The 15,206-nt window shown below is 62.5% G+C and carries 12 protein-coding genes; 10 read left to right on the top strand and 2 right to left on the bottom strand.

Going from position 1 to position 15,206, the window contains the following annotated elements:
- Positions 1–19 precede the first annotated feature (19 nt).
- Positions 20–1,069 (bottom strand): AraC family transcriptional regulator, encoded by a 1,050-nt coding sequence (locus AC2YJX_RS03110; RefSeq protein ID WP_487255247.1) that lies wholly within the window; start codon positions 1,067–1,069, stop codon positions 20–22.
- A gap of 194 nt (positions 1,070–1,263) precedes the next feature.
- Between AC2YJX_RS03110 and AC2YJX_RS03105 the strand changes: the two genes are divergently transcribed.
- Complete coding sequence (locus AC2YJX_RS03105; protein WP_487255246.1) at positions 1,264–2,970, top strand: carboxylesterase/lipase family protein; 1,707 nt, start codon at positions 1,264–1,266, stop codon at positions 2,968–2,970.
- A gap of 40 nt (positions 2,971–3,010) precedes the next feature.
- On the opposite strand, the gene AC2YJX_RS03100 is transcribed toward AC2YJX_RS03105, so the two are convergent.
- The gene (locus tag AC2YJX_RS03100) at positions 3,011–3,697 is read right to left on the bottom strand and encodes a Crp/Fnr family transcriptional regulator (RefSeq protein ID WP_487255245.1); all 687 of its coding nucleotides are present in this window, start codon (positions 3,695–3,697) and stop codon (positions 3,011–3,013) included.
- A 216-nt stretch (positions 3,698–3,913) separates the two neighbouring features.
- Between AC2YJX_RS03100 and AC2YJX_RS03095 the strand changes: the two genes are divergently transcribed.
- From AC2YJX_RS03095 to AC2YJX_RS03055, 9 genes are all read left to right on the top strand, one after another.
- Positions 3,914–5,557 (top strand): 3-(methylthio)propionyl-CoA ligase, encoded by a 1,644-nt coding sequence (locus tag AC2YJX_RS03095; protein ID WP_121420375.1) that lies wholly within the window; start codon positions 3,914–3,916, stop codon positions 5,555–5,557.
- Between the two features lie 187 nt (positions 5,558–5,744).
- Positions 5,745–6,977 carry a branched-chain amino acid ABC transporter substrate-binding protein gene (locus AC2YJX_RS03090; RefSeq protein WP_055394034.1) on the top strand — a complete coding sequence of 411 codons (1,233 nt, stop codon included), beginning with the start codon at positions 5,745–5,747 and terminating at the stop codon, positions 6,975–6,977.
- A 68-nt stretch (positions 6,978–7,045) separates the two neighbouring features.
- Positions 7,046–7,999 (top strand): branched-chain amino acid ABC transporter permease, encoded by a 954-nt coding sequence (locus AC2YJX_RS03085; protein WP_055394032.1) that lies wholly within the window; start codon positions 7,046–7,048, stop codon positions 7,997–7,999.
- A 4-nt stretch (positions 8,000–8,003) separates the two neighbouring features.
- Positions 8,004–9,332, top strand: a complete 1,329-nt coding sequence (locus AC2YJX_RS03080; protein WP_487255244.1) for a branched-chain amino acid ABC transporter permease — start codon at positions 8,004–8,006, stop codon at positions 9,330–9,332.
- Positions 9,333–9,334: 2 nt separating this feature from the next.
- Complete coding sequence (locus AC2YJX_RS03075; protein ID WP_055394028.1) at positions 9,335–10,129, top strand: ABC transporter ATP-binding protein; 795 nt, start codon at positions 9,335–9,337, stop codon at positions 10,127–10,129.
- Between the two features lies 1 nt (position 10,130).
- A complete protein-coding gene (locus AC2YJX_RS03070) occupies positions 10,131–10,826 on the top strand; it encodes an ABC transporter ATP-binding protein (RefSeq protein ID WP_121420373.1) in 696 nt (231 codons plus the stop codon).
- Between the two features lie 190 nt (positions 10,827–11,016).
- Positions 11,017–13,116, top strand: a complete 2,100-nt coding sequence (locus tag AC2YJX_RS03065) for a 3-hydroxyacyl-CoA dehydrogenase NAD-binding domain-containing protein (protein ID WP_487255243.1) — start codon at positions 11,017–11,019, stop codon at positions 13,114–13,116.
- Positions 13,117–13,156: 40 nt separating this feature from the next.
- Positions 13,157–14,332, top strand: a complete 1,176-nt coding sequence (locus AC2YJX_RS03060) for an acetyl-CoA C-acyltransferase (protein WP_055394022.1) — start codon at positions 13,157–13,159, stop codon at positions 14,330–14,332.
- A 355-nt stretch (positions 14,333–14,687) separates the two neighbouring features.
- Positions 14,688–15,170, top strand: a complete 483-nt coding sequence (locus tag AC2YJX_RS03055) for a hypothetical protein (protein ID WP_487255242.1) — start codon at positions 14,688–14,690, stop codon at positions 15,168–15,170.
- Positions 15,171–15,206 lie beyond the last annotated feature (36 nt).

Raw genomic sequence — 15,206 nt, 5'->3', positions numbered from 1 at the left:
CCTTGGACCACGGCTCGGCCTATGCGGACTGGGTAGAGCCTTGGCCTTCGGCCTCGGGGTACAGCACCTGCGCGCGGTACTGGCCCGGCGGGAGGCCAAACCAGCGCTTGCAGGCCCGAAACAGGTTGCTCTGGTCGGCAAAGCCCAGCAGGTCGGCCACCTCGGCCAGGCTTCGACGCTCGTCGCTGAGGTACTGGCGTGCCAGTTCACAGCGGGTGTCGTCCAGCAACTGCTGGTAACTGACGGATTCGGCCTGCAGGCGCCGCTGCAGCGTGCGGTCCGTCAGGTGCAGGCGCGCGGCCACGTCTTCGCGGCGGGGTTCGCCCCGGTGCAGGATGCGGGCTACCTCGGTGCGCACGCGTGTGCTGGTGAGAGACTGGCCCAGGTGGTCCAGTTCGGTCTCTACCAGCCGCTCGTGCAGGGCCCACAGGCTGGGGTTGTGTGTGGGGATGTCGGCCCGCAGATCGGCCTCGGCCAGCAAAAACCGGTTGGCTGCCTGCCCGAAGCGGGGCAGCATGCCAAACGCCACATGGTAGGGCGCCTCACCGGTAGCGGCGGGTTGTGGTGTGGTCAGCTCCACAGCCAGAGGGCGAAGCTCCCGGCGTGTGAGCCAGCAGCACAGCGTGAACAGTGTGAGCAGGGCGTATTCGACACGCTGGCGCGGAATGGGGCGGGTGGCGCCGATGTGCGCGATGGAGATCCAGTAGCCGCGTGCATCGTGATCCAGCGCGAAGGTGGTGCAGTCCGAGATCACCGCCATATGGCGCGTGAGGTGCTGAAAACCCACCAGCAGGTTGGGGCCGGACGCCAGCGCGTAGCCCACCACATCCACATTGCCGTAGCGCGCCGTGAGCTGCGGGCACAGCCCCAGCGCCACCTTGCCCGAACGTGCCACCGCCAGCTCCCACAGGCGGCTGATCTTGTCCACGTCCACACGGGTTTGTGGCAGTTGCAGCGCCGCCAGATCGATGCCCGCTTCGGCGCATAACTCGGCAGCAGGCAAGCCTTCGGCGGCCATCATGTCGGTGATGCCGCGCACCCAGGCGGCAGAGCTTGTGCGGGGAGTCATGGGGTGGCGAATGGAAGAAATGGCGGATCAGGGTTTACGCGCGGTGGTGGCCTGAAGTCAGTGTTTTGGCAAGGTTGCGATAGTAGCCAAACGCCACCTGGTTCCCACAATCGCCTCCGAGGTTGTGCCCTGCCCGTAGTGTGACTGCAGACAGAGGCCCGACCCATTCCTGAAAACCCCCAAGGAGACAAGACATGGTCGATTCGCGCTGGCGTTTGCAATGGTTGGGAGCGGTGTTTTCGGCCGCAGCAATGGTGGGCTGCGGCGGTGGTTCCGGCTCTGCGCCCGAGGTGCGCGAGACGGTCTACGGCACCTTGCGCGGTGTGGACGACAGTGCGGTGACCGGCACCTACGCGTGGAAAGGTGTTCCGTTTGCCAAGCCACCCGTGGGCGAGCTGCGCTGGCAACCGCCCGCAGCCCCGGCCGCCTGGTCCGGAGAGCGTGACGCCACACGTTTTGGCAGTGCCTGCCTGCAAATGGGCCGCATCTACGGCCCCGGTGCCAACAACCGGTTTGACAACACGATTGGCGAGACCCTGGGCACGCCGGTAGGCAGCGAGGACTGCCTGACCCTCAATATCTGGCGCCCAGCCACCTCGCAAGACAAGCTGCCTGTGCTGCTGTTCCTGCATGGCGGGAGTGCCATCTCGGGCTACACGGCCGATCCCGTCTACGACGGCGCTGCGCTGGCACGGTCTGCCAACGCCGTGGTGGTCACGGCCAACTACCGGCTCGACGTTCTGGGCTACTTCCAGATGCCGCCACTGCACACCGGCACGCAGCCCTACACCGGCAACTACGCGCTGCTCGACAACGTGCAGGCACTTCGCTTCATCCAGAACAATATTGCCAGCTTTGGCGGCAATGCTGGCAATGTCACGCTGATGGGGCAGTCCGCGGGCGCCATCAACGCGCTTGCGCTGCTGGTCGCGCCCCAGGCCGCGGGGTTGTTCCACAAGCTCGTACCGGTCAGTGGCGGAATTTCGCTGGCGACGAACCTGCCGCCCGGTTCGATTCCCACGCTCAACCCGGCCTCCCGGTACACCGCGCAGGCGGGCATGCTGCTGGCGCATCTGGCGCTGGCTGACGGCCTGGCGCCTGCGCTTGCCGATGCACAGGCGCTCGTTGCGGGATGGACCCCTGCGCAGGTAGCCAGCTACCTGCGTGGCAAGGACGCGCGGGCAGTGCTGCAGACGGTGCTCAAGAACGGGCTCACGGGCTCGGGCCCCATCCCTGATGGCGTGGTGGTGCCCGCAGACCCGATCGCCGAAATGGGCGCTGGCCGCTATCACAAGGTGCCCGTGCTGTCTGGCTACACGGGCGAGGAGGGCAAGCTGTTTGCGCCTTTCCTGGCACTGCTGGGCGGCAAGCCGGGCATGAAGATCTCCGACGCCGAGCGCTTTGTGATGATGCAGAACTTCAACCCCGATGCTCCTACCACGCTCACGGCTGGCGACATCCTGGATGCCTCTTACCTGCCGGTCACGGCGCCCGGCACGGGCTACAACGCGCGCACCCGCCTGCTGGGCAGTGTGTTCATCGATCCGAGCCGCGACAACCTGCTCAATACCCTGCGCAGTCAGCAATCCACGGTATGGAGCTACCAGTTCAACTGGGCCCAGCAGCCCGCGCCCTGGAACGATGTGTACGGCGCGGCGCATGCGTTTGACCTGCCGTTCCTGTTCGGCAACTTTGGACCTTCGGTCTTTGCCAAAGCAACCAACAGTACGGCCAATCAGCCCGGCCGACTGGCGCTGTCGCGCGCGATGATGGACACCATGCGGGCCTTTGTGCACACGGGCAACCCGAACAACGCAACGGTCAACCAAAACTGGACGCCGTGGCCCAGTCGTCTCGTGTTCGACGCCGACCAGAAGGCCGTGCGCCTGAGCGTGCAGTGAGAGGGATGAGGGTGAACGTGCCTGTGCACTTTGCAATGCGTCAGCGGGCCGCGGTGGCGGCGAGGTACGCGTTCAGCGCCTCGTCGTCCACGATAGCCACACGGCCGAAGTCCAGCGACACGATGCCCCGGCCTTCCAGCACACGCAGTACCTTGTTCACCGTCTGGCGTGACAGGCCCACCAGTTGGCCGAGCTCTTCCTGCGTGAGGTTCAGCCGACGTGTGCTGCGCCAGAACAGGCGGCTCAGGTACAGCGCCACGCGGTGTTCGGGGGATTGCGTGCGCCCGGCCTCGATGATCGTCATGGCCTGGCCCAGCCGCATGTTCAGGTGCTGCACCAGAAACTGGTTGAAGCCCAGGCTGGCCTCGCGCAGCGTGACAAACAGTGGCAGAGGCAGGCACAGCAGCGTGGTGGGCCGCAACGCCACCACGTGGTACCGGCGGGGCTCGGGTTTCATGGCTGAGCCTTCGCCAAACCACTCGCCATCGGGTACTCCGATGAACGCCGAGGCGCGGCCCTGGCTGGCGGGGCTTTGCAGCATCACCAAGCCTGACAACACTGCATGCCAGCCTTGCACCGCGCTGCCGGCCGGCATCATGACTGTGCCCTTGTCGGCGTGCTGCACGGACACCTCGTCGCGCAGCCTCTCCTGCAGGGCCACGGGGACACCTGCAAACCAGGGCTGGGCTTCGATGAATCGCTGTGCGGACGGCGCGGAGCTGAGCATGGGCGTGATTGTCGTTGTTCGGGGGCCGTACGTTCAGGGTATTCCCTTGCCCTTTGTCAACGGGACGACAGGTGTTGGCAGGCACGCTGGACACGCGCACACTGAACCCCTGTTGGGGGTGCCGGTCTGGCGGGGCCGCTTGCCTGGGCGACACCGCCATGAGAACCCCCGCGCTACGATGATCGTTCCCTTCACTACAACATCCAAGGAGCACACATGCTGGGCCTGATGCAGAGCCAACCGTTGCTGATTTCGTCGCTGATCGAGTTCGCCGAGCGCCACCATGGCGACGCCGAAATCGTGTCCCGCCGGGTCGAGGGCGACATCCATCGCTACACCTACCGCGACCTGGCTGTCCGCGCACGCCGCCTGGCCAATGCGCTGGATGAAATGAAGCTGCAGTTCAGCGACCGCGTAGCCACGCTGGCCTGGAACGGCTACCGCCACATGGAGATGTACTTTGGTGTGAGCGGCTCGGGCCGTGTGCTGCACACCGTGAACCCGCGCCTGCACCCCGACCAGATTGCGTGGATCATGAACCATGCCGAAGACCAGGTGCTGTGTTTTGATGTGACCTTTCTGCCCCTCGTGCAGGCCGTGCATGCCAGGTGCCCCACGGTGAAGAAGTGGGTGGCGCTGTGTGATGCCGACAAGCTGCCTGCGGATTCAGGCATCCCTGGCCTCACCAGTTACGAAGCCTGGATCGGTGCGCAGTCGCCCGACTACGCCTGGCCCGAGTTTGACGAGAACTCCGCGTCGAGCATGTGCTACACGAGCGGCACCACAGGTAACCCCAAGGCCGCGCTGTACAGCCATCGTTCGACCACGCTGCATGCCTATGCGGCAGCGCTGCCTGATGTGATGTGCCTTTCCGCACGCGACTCCGTGCTGCCGGTGGTGCCCATGTTCCACGTCAATGCCTGGGGCATTCCTTACTCGGCGGCACTCACGGGTTGCAAGCTGGTGTTCCCTGGTCCCGCCATGGATGGCAAGTCGATTTACGAACTGATCGAAGGCGAGAAGGTCACCTACGCAGCTGGCGTGCCCACCGTATGGCAGATGATGCTGGGCCACATGAAGCCTGCGGGTCTGAAGTTCTCCACGCTGCGCCGCACTGTCATCGGTGGCTCAGCCTGCCCGCCCGCCATGATCCATGCCTTCAAGGAAGACTACGGCGTGGAGGTGCTGCACGCCTGGGGCATGACCGAGATGAGCCCGCTGGGCACGCTGTGCACCTTGAAGAACAAGCACCTGGCCATGTCCAAGGATGACCAGATGAAGATCCTGCAAAAGCAGGGCCGCGCGATCTACGGTGTGGACATGAAGATCGTGGGGGGCGACGGCAGCGAGTTGCCTTGGGATGGCAAGACCTACGGGGATTTGCTGGTCAAGGGGCCGTGGATCGTCGGCAGCTATTTCAAGGGCGAGGGCGGCAATCCACTCGTCAAAGACGCGCAGGGCCGGGGCTGGTTCCCCACGGGCGATGTGGCCACCATCGACGCTGACGGCTTCATGCAGATCACCGACCGCAGCAAGGATGTGATCAAGTCCGGTGGCGAGTGGATCAGTTCCATCGACATCGAGAACATTGCGATGGCCCACCCCGCAATAGCCATGGCGGCCTGTGTGGGTATGCCGCACCCCAAGTGGGACGAGCGCCCCATCGTGGCCGTGGTCAAGCGGCCGGGCACCGAGGTGACGCGCGAAGAGCTGCTGGCCTTCTACGAAGGCAAGACGGCCAAGTGGCAGATCCCCGATGACGTGGTGTTCGTCGATGCCATTCCATTGGGCGCCACCGGCAAGATGCTCAAGACCAAGCTGCGTGAGCAGCTCAAGGATTACAAGCTTCCAGGCCTGTGATCAGGGTGGGGCAGTGCACATGCGCGCATCGCTTGCGAACGCCATTTTTTGCATTGCCCCAGGCTGGTGCGCGCTCGGGGGAGTACTGCACCAGTCACGTGTGCGACGCTGGTAGGGGCAATCCCTGAGCATCGCTTTGTTGCAACGCGGTACGCTGCGTTGTGTCGATTTACAAGGAGACAAAAGCATGAAGTTCGCTATTAAGGCTGTAGCAGCCTCGGTAATCTTGGCAAGCGCTGGCGGGGCCTTCGCTCAAAAGGGCGAGACGGTGAAAATCGCCTGGCTCGACCCTCTGTCTGGCTTGATGGCGGCAGTGGGAACGAACCAGCTCAAGAGCTTCCAGTTCATCGCTGAAGAGTTCAACAAGAAGAACCCTGCAGGCGTCAAATTCGAAATCATCGGCATCGACAACAAACTCAGTCCCCAGGAAACCACCAGCGCCCTGCGCTCGGCCATGGACCAGGGTGCGCGCTACGTGGTGCAGGGCAACGGCTCCGGCCCTGCACTGGCGATCATGGATGCGCTGGAAAAGCACAACGCGCGCAACCCTGGCAAGGAAGTCCTGTTCCTGAACTACGCTGCCGTGGACCCAGACCTCACCAACAGCAAGTGCAGCTACTGGCACTTCCGCTTGGACGCTGACACCTCCATGAAGATGGAAGCCCTGACAACGTACATGAAGGACATGCCCGAGGTCAAGAAGGTCTACCTGATCAACCAGAACTACTCGCACGGCCACCAGGTCTCCAAGTTCGCCAAGGAAATGATGCAGCGCAAGCGCCCTGACGTGCAGTTCGTCGGCGACGATCTGCACCCGCTGGCTCAGGTGCGTGATTTCTCTCCCTACATTGCCAAGATCAAGCAGTCGGGCGCCGACAGCGTGATCACCGGCAACTGGGGTTCTGATCTGGCGCTGCTGATCAAAGCCGCTAACGACGCGGGCCTGAACAACGTCAACTTCTACACCTACTACGGCTCCGTCACTGGCAGCCCCACCGCTATGGGCTCGGCCGCAGCAGGGCGCGTGTACATGGTGGCCTATGCCCACATGAACCTGCCCGGGCCGCTGAACCAGATCGTGGTGGACTACAAGAAGAAGTTCAACGACGACATGTACACGGGCGCGGTTTACCACGCGTTCACGATGCTGTCCGAAGGTTTTACCAAGGCCAAGTCGACCGATCCGGTCAAGGTGGCTGCTGCGTTCGAGGGCATGAAGTTCAAGAGCTTCAATGGCGAAGTCGAGATGCGCAAGACCGATCACCAACTGCAGCAGGGCCTGTTCATCTCCAAGTGGGAGAAGGCTGGCGGCAAGTTCCCGATCGACTCTGAAAACACGGGTTACACCTTTGTGCCTGTGAAGTACTACGAGCCCTATGTGGCGAGCACGCCCACGTCGTGCCAGATGAAGCGCCCGTAAGCCTTGCGCAATCGCTTCGAGGCCCGACCACTCGGGCCTTTTTTTTACCCCTGCAGTGAAAAATTCCAATGAATCCTGAGTTTTTCGTGATCTCTTTGCTGAACGGCGTGAGCTACGGGCTCCTGCTGTTCATGCTGAGTTCCGGCCTCACGCTGATCTTCAGCATGATGGGCGTGCTCAACTTTGCACACACCAGCTTCTACATGCTGGGTGCCTACTTCGCGTTCACCATCTCCGGGGTGGTGGGCTTCTGGCCAGCGCTGGTGCTGGCACCCCTCGTCGTGTTTGCGCTGGGGGCCGCGTTCGAGCGCTATTGCCTGCGCCGGGTGCACAAGTTCGGCCACGTGCCTGAACTGCTGGTCACGTTCGGCCTGTCCTACCTCATTCTGGAAGTGGTGCAACTGGTCTGGGGCCGTTCCACCGTGCCTTATGGCCTGCCCGAGCAATTGCAGGGTCCGCTGTTTTCGCTCTATGGCACGCAATTTCCCAAGTCGCGCTCGTTTGTGATGCTCGTGGCCCTGCTGATGCTGGTGTCGGTGTGGCTGCTGCTCACACGCACGCGCATCGGTCTCGTCATCCAGGCCGCCCTCAAGTACCCCGAGATGGTCGAGGCGTTGGGCCACAACGTGCCGCGCGTCTTCATGCTGGTGTTTGGCGGTGGTGCCGCGCTGGCCGGCCTGGCGGGGGTGATCGGTGGCAACACCTATGTCACCGAGCCCGCGATGGCGGCCTCAGTGGGTTCCATCATCTTTGTCGTGGTGGTGGTGGGTGGCATGGGCTCGCTGGCAGGTGCTTTCCTGGCATCGCTGCTCATCGGTCTGGTGCAGACCTTTGCCGTGGCGCTGGACTACTCTCTGATCCATGTCTTCAAGGCCGTGGGCGTGGCGGTGACGGACCAAACCTTCGGCTACCCCCTGCTCAAGCTCACGATTTCCCAGGTCGCGCCCATCCTGCCCTACCTGTTCCTCGTGCTGATCCTGATCTTCCGCCCCAAGGGCTTGCTGGGCACGCGGGAGGACTGATGCCATGAATTCCACTACAACCACTACTGTCGCTTCCAGCGCCACGTCCCACTACCGGTTCAAGCCCTGGAACGTCGGGCGCCTCATCATCTGGACGTTGTTCGCGGTCATGCTCATCGTGGCGCCCATGCTGTTTCGCAGCAGCCTGGCGCTGACCATGCTCTCGCAGATCGGCTACCTGATCATCATCTGCCTGTCCTACAACATCCTGCTGGGGCAGGGCGGCATGCTGAGCTTTGGCCATGCGGTCTACACCGGCCTGGGTTCGTTCATCGCCATTCATGCAATGAACATGGCCACCAAGGGCTCTGTGCACATTCCGCTGGTTCTCATCCCACTGGTGGGCGGCCTGGCAGGGGCATTTTTTGCCATCCTGCTCGGTTTTGTCACTACCAAGAAGTCGGGCACCACCTTCGCCATGATCACGCTGGGTATTGGCGAACTGGTGGCCTCCATGGCGCTGATGTTCCCCGAGTTCTTCGGCGGAGAAGGCGGCATCACCACGGACCGGGTGTATGGCAAAGCCTTCTTTGGCATCAGTTTCGGGCCTGCGATTCAGGTGTACTACCTGATTGCAGCGTACTGCTTTGTCTGCACTGCCGCCATGTTTGCATTCACCGGCACGCCGCTGGGCCGCATCCTGAACGCTGTGCGCGACAATCCCGAGCGCGTCGAGTTCATCGGCTACAACACGCAGCGTGTGCGCTACTTCGCGTTCATCATCGCGGGCTTTTTTGCTGGCATCGGAGGTGGGCTGGCCACGATCAACTTCGAGATCATCACGGGAGCTGACAGCCTGAGCGTGATTCGCTCCGGAGGCTACCTGCTGTTTACCTTCCTCGGCGGGGCAACGTTCTTCTTCGGCCCCATCATCGGCGCGGTGCTGTTGGTCCTGGCGTCGGTGTTGCTGTCCGAGCTGTCCAAGGCATGGTTGTTGTACCTGGGCCTGGTGTTCCTGTTCATGGTGATGTATGCGCCCGGAGGCATTGCCAGCCTGATCATGATGAACCTGCGGCTGGCCAAGTACGGCAAGCTGCGTCAGCTCTGGAGTTCTTACCTGGCGCTGGGCGGCACAGCGCTGGTGGGGGTGATGGGCGCAGCCTGCATGATCGAGATGACCTACCACCTGCAGCTCAACGCGGCCCTGGGGCCAGAACTGACGTTCCTGGGGGCCACGCTCAATGCCGCAGGCTTTACGAGCTGGTTTGGCGCCATTTTCGTGATGGTCACGGGCTTTGGACTTTTTGAACTCTGCCGCCGCCAGTTCCTGCGGCAGTGGAGCACGATCCAGGAAGAGATCGAACATGAAATCAAGCGTGGGGAGGCGCTGTAAACATGGCAGCTGACAACCCAACCAACACCACCTATGCCCTGGAACTGCGCGACCTGCGCAAGAGCTTTGGCAAGACGGAAATTATCCGTGGCGTGAACCTGTCCGTGGCCTCGGGCGAACGCGTGGCCATCATCGGCCCCAATGGCGCGGGCAAGTCCACGCTGTTCAACCTCATCAGTGGGCGTTTTGCGCCCACAAGCGGGGATGTGATCCTCAATGGCCAGCGCATCAACGGGCTGGCACCGTATGAGATCAACCGCAAGGGGCTGTCGCGCAGCTTCCAGATCACGAACATCTTTCCCAAGCTCTCGGTGTTCGAGAATCTGCGCTGCGGTGTGCTCTGGAGCATGGGCTACAAGTACACGTTCCTGCGTTTCCTGTCGAACCTGCACGATGCCAATGAGCGCGCCAAGCAGCTCATGGAAATGATCAAGCTCGACAAGAAGCGCGACACGCTGGCGATGAACCTCACCTATGCCGAGCAGCGCGCCCTGGAGATCGGCATCACCATCGCGGGTGGTGCCAACGTGATCCTGCTCGACGAGCCCACGGCCGGCATGAGCAAGACCGAGACCACGCGCTTCATCCACCTCATCAAGGAAGTGACCGAAGGCCGCACGCTGCTGACGGTGGAGCATGACATGGGCGTGGTCTTTGGCCTGGCGGACAAGATTGCTGTGGTGGTCTATGGCGAGGTCATTGCCTATGACACGCCCGACAAGGTGCGCGCCAACCAGCGCGTGCAGGAGGCCTATCTGGGCTCTGTCGTTGCGGACGAGCAAGGGGCGGGACATTGACATGCTGAAAATCGAAAATCTCCACGCCTATTACGGCAAGAGCCATGTGCTGCATGGCGTGACCTTCGACGTACAACCCGGTGAAATCGTGGCCCTGCTGGGGCGTAACGGCTCGGGCCGTTCCACCACCGCCAAGGCCATCATGGGCCTGGTGGACTGGGAGGGCACGCTGAACTGGAAGGGGCAGGACCTCAACGGCAAGAAGGCTTACGAGATCGCCCACCTGGGGGTGGGCTACGTGCCCGAAAGCCGCGATGTGTTCCCCAACCTCACCGTGCACCAGAACTTGCTGCTGGGCCAGAAAGGCAAAGGCAAGGGTAGCCGCTGGTCGTTTGACGACATGTACGAGATGTTCCCGCGCCTCAAGGAGCGCCAGCACACCGAGGCGGGCGTGATGTCGGGCGGCGAGCAGCAGATGCTTACGCTATGCCGCACGCTGATGGGCGACCCCGACCTGATCATCATCGACGAGCCCACCGAAGGCCTGGCCCCCAAGATTGTCGAGCTGGTGGGGCAGTACCTGCAGACCATCAAGGCGCGGGGTATCTCGGTGCTGCTGATCGAGCAGAAGCTGACCATCGCCATGAAGATCTCGGACCGCGCGCTGGTCATGGGGCATGGCTCGATCGTGTTCCAGGGCACGCCGGACAGCCTGCGGGCCGACAACTACATCCGCAAGGAATGGCTTGAAGTCTGACGATTTTTGAAGAACCATGGCTAAAAGAGGCGCCCGATAGCTGAAGGCGCCTCTTTTTTTGCTCTACCAAATGTTGCACTGCAAACCCCCTTGTCCCGCCCGGGACAAATTGACACGCCAAATGGGTTTGAAGTCTCTACAATAAAAACGCACGATCGTTCTTTTTCACTTTCCAAGGAACAACAGCACCATGACCGCTGAATACAAAGTCCACGGCTCCGTTGCCGTGATCACCATGGCCAACCCTCCCGTCAACGGACTTGGGTTATCGACCCGCCAGGGCATCGTCGAAGGCCTTGGCCGTGCCAATGCCGATGCAGCGGTCACGTCCATCGTGATCACCGGTGCCGGTGGTGCGTTCTCTGGCGGCGCCGACATCAAGGAGTTCGGCACCGACAAGTCGCTGCAAGAACCCAACCTGCTGTCGGTGATTGCCGCCATTGAAAACTCGGCCAAGCCTGTCGTGGCCGCCATGCACAGCGTGGCCATGGGCGGCGGGCTGGAGCTGGCCCTGGGTTGCCACTACCGCATCGCAGCGCCTGGCTGCTCGATTGCACTGCCCGAAGTCAAGCTGGGCCTGATCCCTGGCGCAGGCGGTACCCAGCGCCTGCCCCGCGTGATTGGTGTGGAAGCCGCGCTCAACCTCATCGTGAGCGGCGAGCCCGTCAAGAGTGAAATGATTGGTGCCGTGCCCGGCCAGAAGCTGTTTGACAAGATGGCAGCGTCGGCCGAATCGCTGGCCGCAGAAGCCCTGGCGTTTGCCCAGAGCGTGGCGGATGCCCGCCCGCTGCCCTTGGTGCGCAACTTCCCCTGCAAGCACCCCGAAGGCGACGCGTACTTCCAGTTCGCGCGCAACATGGTCAAGGGCATGGCCAAGAACTTCCCCGCACCCGCCAAGTGCGTGGACGCGGTTGAAGCCGCCACCAAGAAGAAGTTCGCAGAAGGCATGCTGGTCGAGCGCGAGATCTTCATCAACCTGATGTGGACGCCCGAGTCGCGCGCACTGCGCCACCTGTTCATGGCCGAGCGTGCGGCGAGCAAGATCCCTGATGTCGCATCCGACACCCCCAAGCGCGACATCAAGCTGGTGGGTGTGATTGGTGCGGGCACCATGGGCGGCGGCATTTCCATGAACTTCCTGAACGCAGGCATCCCCGTCAAGATCCTGGAAATGAAGCAGGAAGCCCTGGACCGTGGCGTGGCCACGATCAAGAAGAACTACGAAGCCCAGGTCAAGAAGGGAAAGCTCAAGCAGGACAAGTACGAGCAGCGCATGGCCCTGCTGAGCACCACGCTGAGCTACGACGACTTCAAGGACTGCGACCTCATCATCGAAGCCGTGTTCGAAGAAATGGGCGTCAAGGAAGCGGTGTTCAAGCAACTCGACGCCGTGGCCAAGCCCGGCGCTATCCTGGCCTCCAACACCTCCACGCTTGACGTGGACAAGATCGCAGCGTTTACCAAGCGTCCGCAGGACGTGGTGGGCATGCACTTCTTCAGCCCTGCCAACGTGATGAAGCTGCTGGAAGTGGTGCGTGGCAAGGAGACCGCCAAGGACGTGCTGGCGACCGTGATGGCCATCGGCAAGAAGATCAAGAAGACTTCAGTGGTCTCGGGCGTGTGCGATGGTTTCATCGGCAACCGCATGATCGAGCAGTACAGCCGCCAGGCTGGCTTCCTGCTGGACGAAGGCTGCACGCCCCAGCAGGTGGACAAGGCCATCGAAAAGTTTGGCTTTGCCATGGGTCCGTTCCGCATGGGCGACCTGGCGGGCAACGACATTGGCTGGGCCATCCGCAAGCGCCGCTCCGTCGAACGTGCCGACATGAAGTACAGCCGCACGGCCGACAAGCTGTGTGAACTGGGCCGCTTCGGCCAGAAGACCGGCGCAGGCTGGTACGACTACCAGGCCGGCAAGCGTGACGCGATCCCGAGCGACCTGGTCAACAAGATGATCGAAGACCATCGCAAGGAACTGGGCATCACGCCGCGCAAGATTTCGGATGAAGAAATCGTGCAGCGCCTGGTGTTCGCACTGGTCAACGAAGGCGCGCACATCCTGGAAGACGGCATTGCCAGCAAGTCCGGCGACATCGACATGGTGTACCTGACCGGCTACGGCTTCCCCATCCACCGTGGCGGCCCCATGCACTACGCCAGCGAAGTGGGTCTGTTCAATGTGGTGCAGGCCATGGACCGTTTTGCCAAGAACCCGCTGGATGACGCAGCGTTCTGGAAGCCCGCTCCGCTGCTGGCCAAGCTGGCCGCCGAAGGCAAGGCCTTCCAGTAAATAGCCGCGTGCACCCATCTACAGAATCAAAGGAATTCACATGACCTCCGCAGTGATTGTTTCCACCGCCCGCACGCCGCTCGCCAAGAGCTGGAAGGGTTCTTTCAACATGACGCATGGCGCCACTCTGGGCGGCCATGCCGTGCAGCACGCCGTGTTGCGCGCCGGCATCGACGGCGCTGACGTGGACGACGTCATCATGGGTTGCGCCACACCCGAAGGGGCCACCGGCAGCAACATCGCGCGCCAGATCGCCCTGAAGGCCGGCCTGCCCATCACCGCTTCCGGTGTCACGGTCAACCGCTTCTGCTCCTCTGGACTGCAGACCATTGCCATGGCCGCCCAGCGCATCATCGCTGGCGAAGCCGATGTGTTCGTGGCCGGTGGTGTTGAAAGCATCTCCTGCGTGCAGCAGGAGATGAACCTGCACATGATCCAGGACCTGGCCCTGGCCAAGCAAAAGCCCGAGATCTACTGGAGCATGCTGCAGACCGCCGAGCAAGTGGCCAAGCGCTACAACATCGGCCGCGAAGCCATGGACGAATACGGTGCCGCCAGCCAGCAGAAGGCTTGCGCAGCGCAGGCCGCTGGCTTGTTCGACGCAGAAATCGCCCCCATCACCGTGACCGCCGGTGTGGCCGACAAAACGCTGGGCCTGATCACCAAGCAGGTCACCGTGAGCAAGGATGAAGGCACACGCGAAGGCACGACGGTAGAAGCCATCAGCGGCCTGCGCTCGGCGCTGCCTGGCGGTTTGATCTCTGCCGGCAACGCCAGCCAGTTCTCCGACGGCGCTGGCGCCTGCGTGGTGACCAGCGAAGAGTACGCCAGCAAGAAGGGCCTCAAGCCCCTGGGCCGCTTCCTCGGCTTTGCGGTGGCAGGTTGCGAGCCCGACGAAATGGGCATCGGCCCCGTGTTTGCCGTGCCCAAGGTGCTGAAAAAGCTGGGCCTCACGGTGCAGGACATCGACCTGTGGGAGCTGAACGAAGCCTTTGCCGTGCAGGTGCTGTACTGCCGCGACAAGCTGGGCATTCCGGCCGACCGTCTGAACGTGAACGGCGGCGCGATTGCCGTGGGCCACCCCTACGGTGTGTCGGGCCAGCGCCTCACGGGCCACGCGCTTATCGAAGGCAAGCGCCGTGGCGCGAAGAAGGTGTGCGTGACGATGTGCATTGGTGGCGGCATGGGCGCTGCCGGCATTTTCGAAGTGCTGTAAAACTTGGCTTGGGGGCTGCGCAACAGGCGACACGTTCACGGGTTCGCTGTGCGCTTGCCCCTTTGTGGGTGGCGCAAGCAGCGGTGGTGGGGCCCATGGGCGGACCACATGCCTTGGCTCTCCGCACAGCAAATTTCAGATGGATGCCTGAACTACCGGTAGAAGGGGATGAGAGGAAGACACCAGGGCCGAGCATGGCCGGGGGGGGGGGAAGAGGCGCTGGCTACAAATTGTTGCTTTGCCGGGGCATGATGCGCCCCTCGGCGCGGTTGGCGCGGGCAGAATCCGCGCGACCACTGGCTTGCCTGTGGCCTTGAACCTCTCTCCTTTCTCCATCCCGAACCCGGTACCTCTCATGCGTTGTCTGCTTCCTTCCTTTCGCCACTGTGTCGCCCTCTCGGCCCTTGCCGTTGCATGCGGTGCCCATGCCCAGAGCCAGACCTACAAGCTCCAGCTGCCGCTGGAGTCGGACTCCGACGTGGTTTTGCAGGACATCGTGGTGGACGCCAAACAGACGCGGGTGACGCTTGTCGTCAAGAACACCACCGATGAATCGTTCGAGGCCTGTGCACAACCCACCGGCTCGCCCGATGCGTTCACGCTCAAGGACCTGGGCACTGGCACCGTGCTGCCGCAGCTGTCGATTGGAGGCCTGTCTTTCTGCAACGTGAAGATGGATGTGGTCAAGCCCGGCCGCAACAAGCTCGTCAAGATCACGTTCCCGCCACTGCCTGCAGGTGCCACACGCCTGCAGCTCGGAGAAGCCAATTGCCAGCCCAAGCCCGATTCGGACATGGACTACTGGTGTTTCAAGAACATCGTGCTGCCTGCACGCTGAGCCCTATCAGGCTATTGGAGATCGGGCATGCACGCA

Source organism: Acidovorax sp. SRI_002 (genome assembly GCF_057586455.1).
Note: the sequence above shows the minus strand (reverse complement) of the source record. Positions and strands in the feature narration are given on the sequence as shown.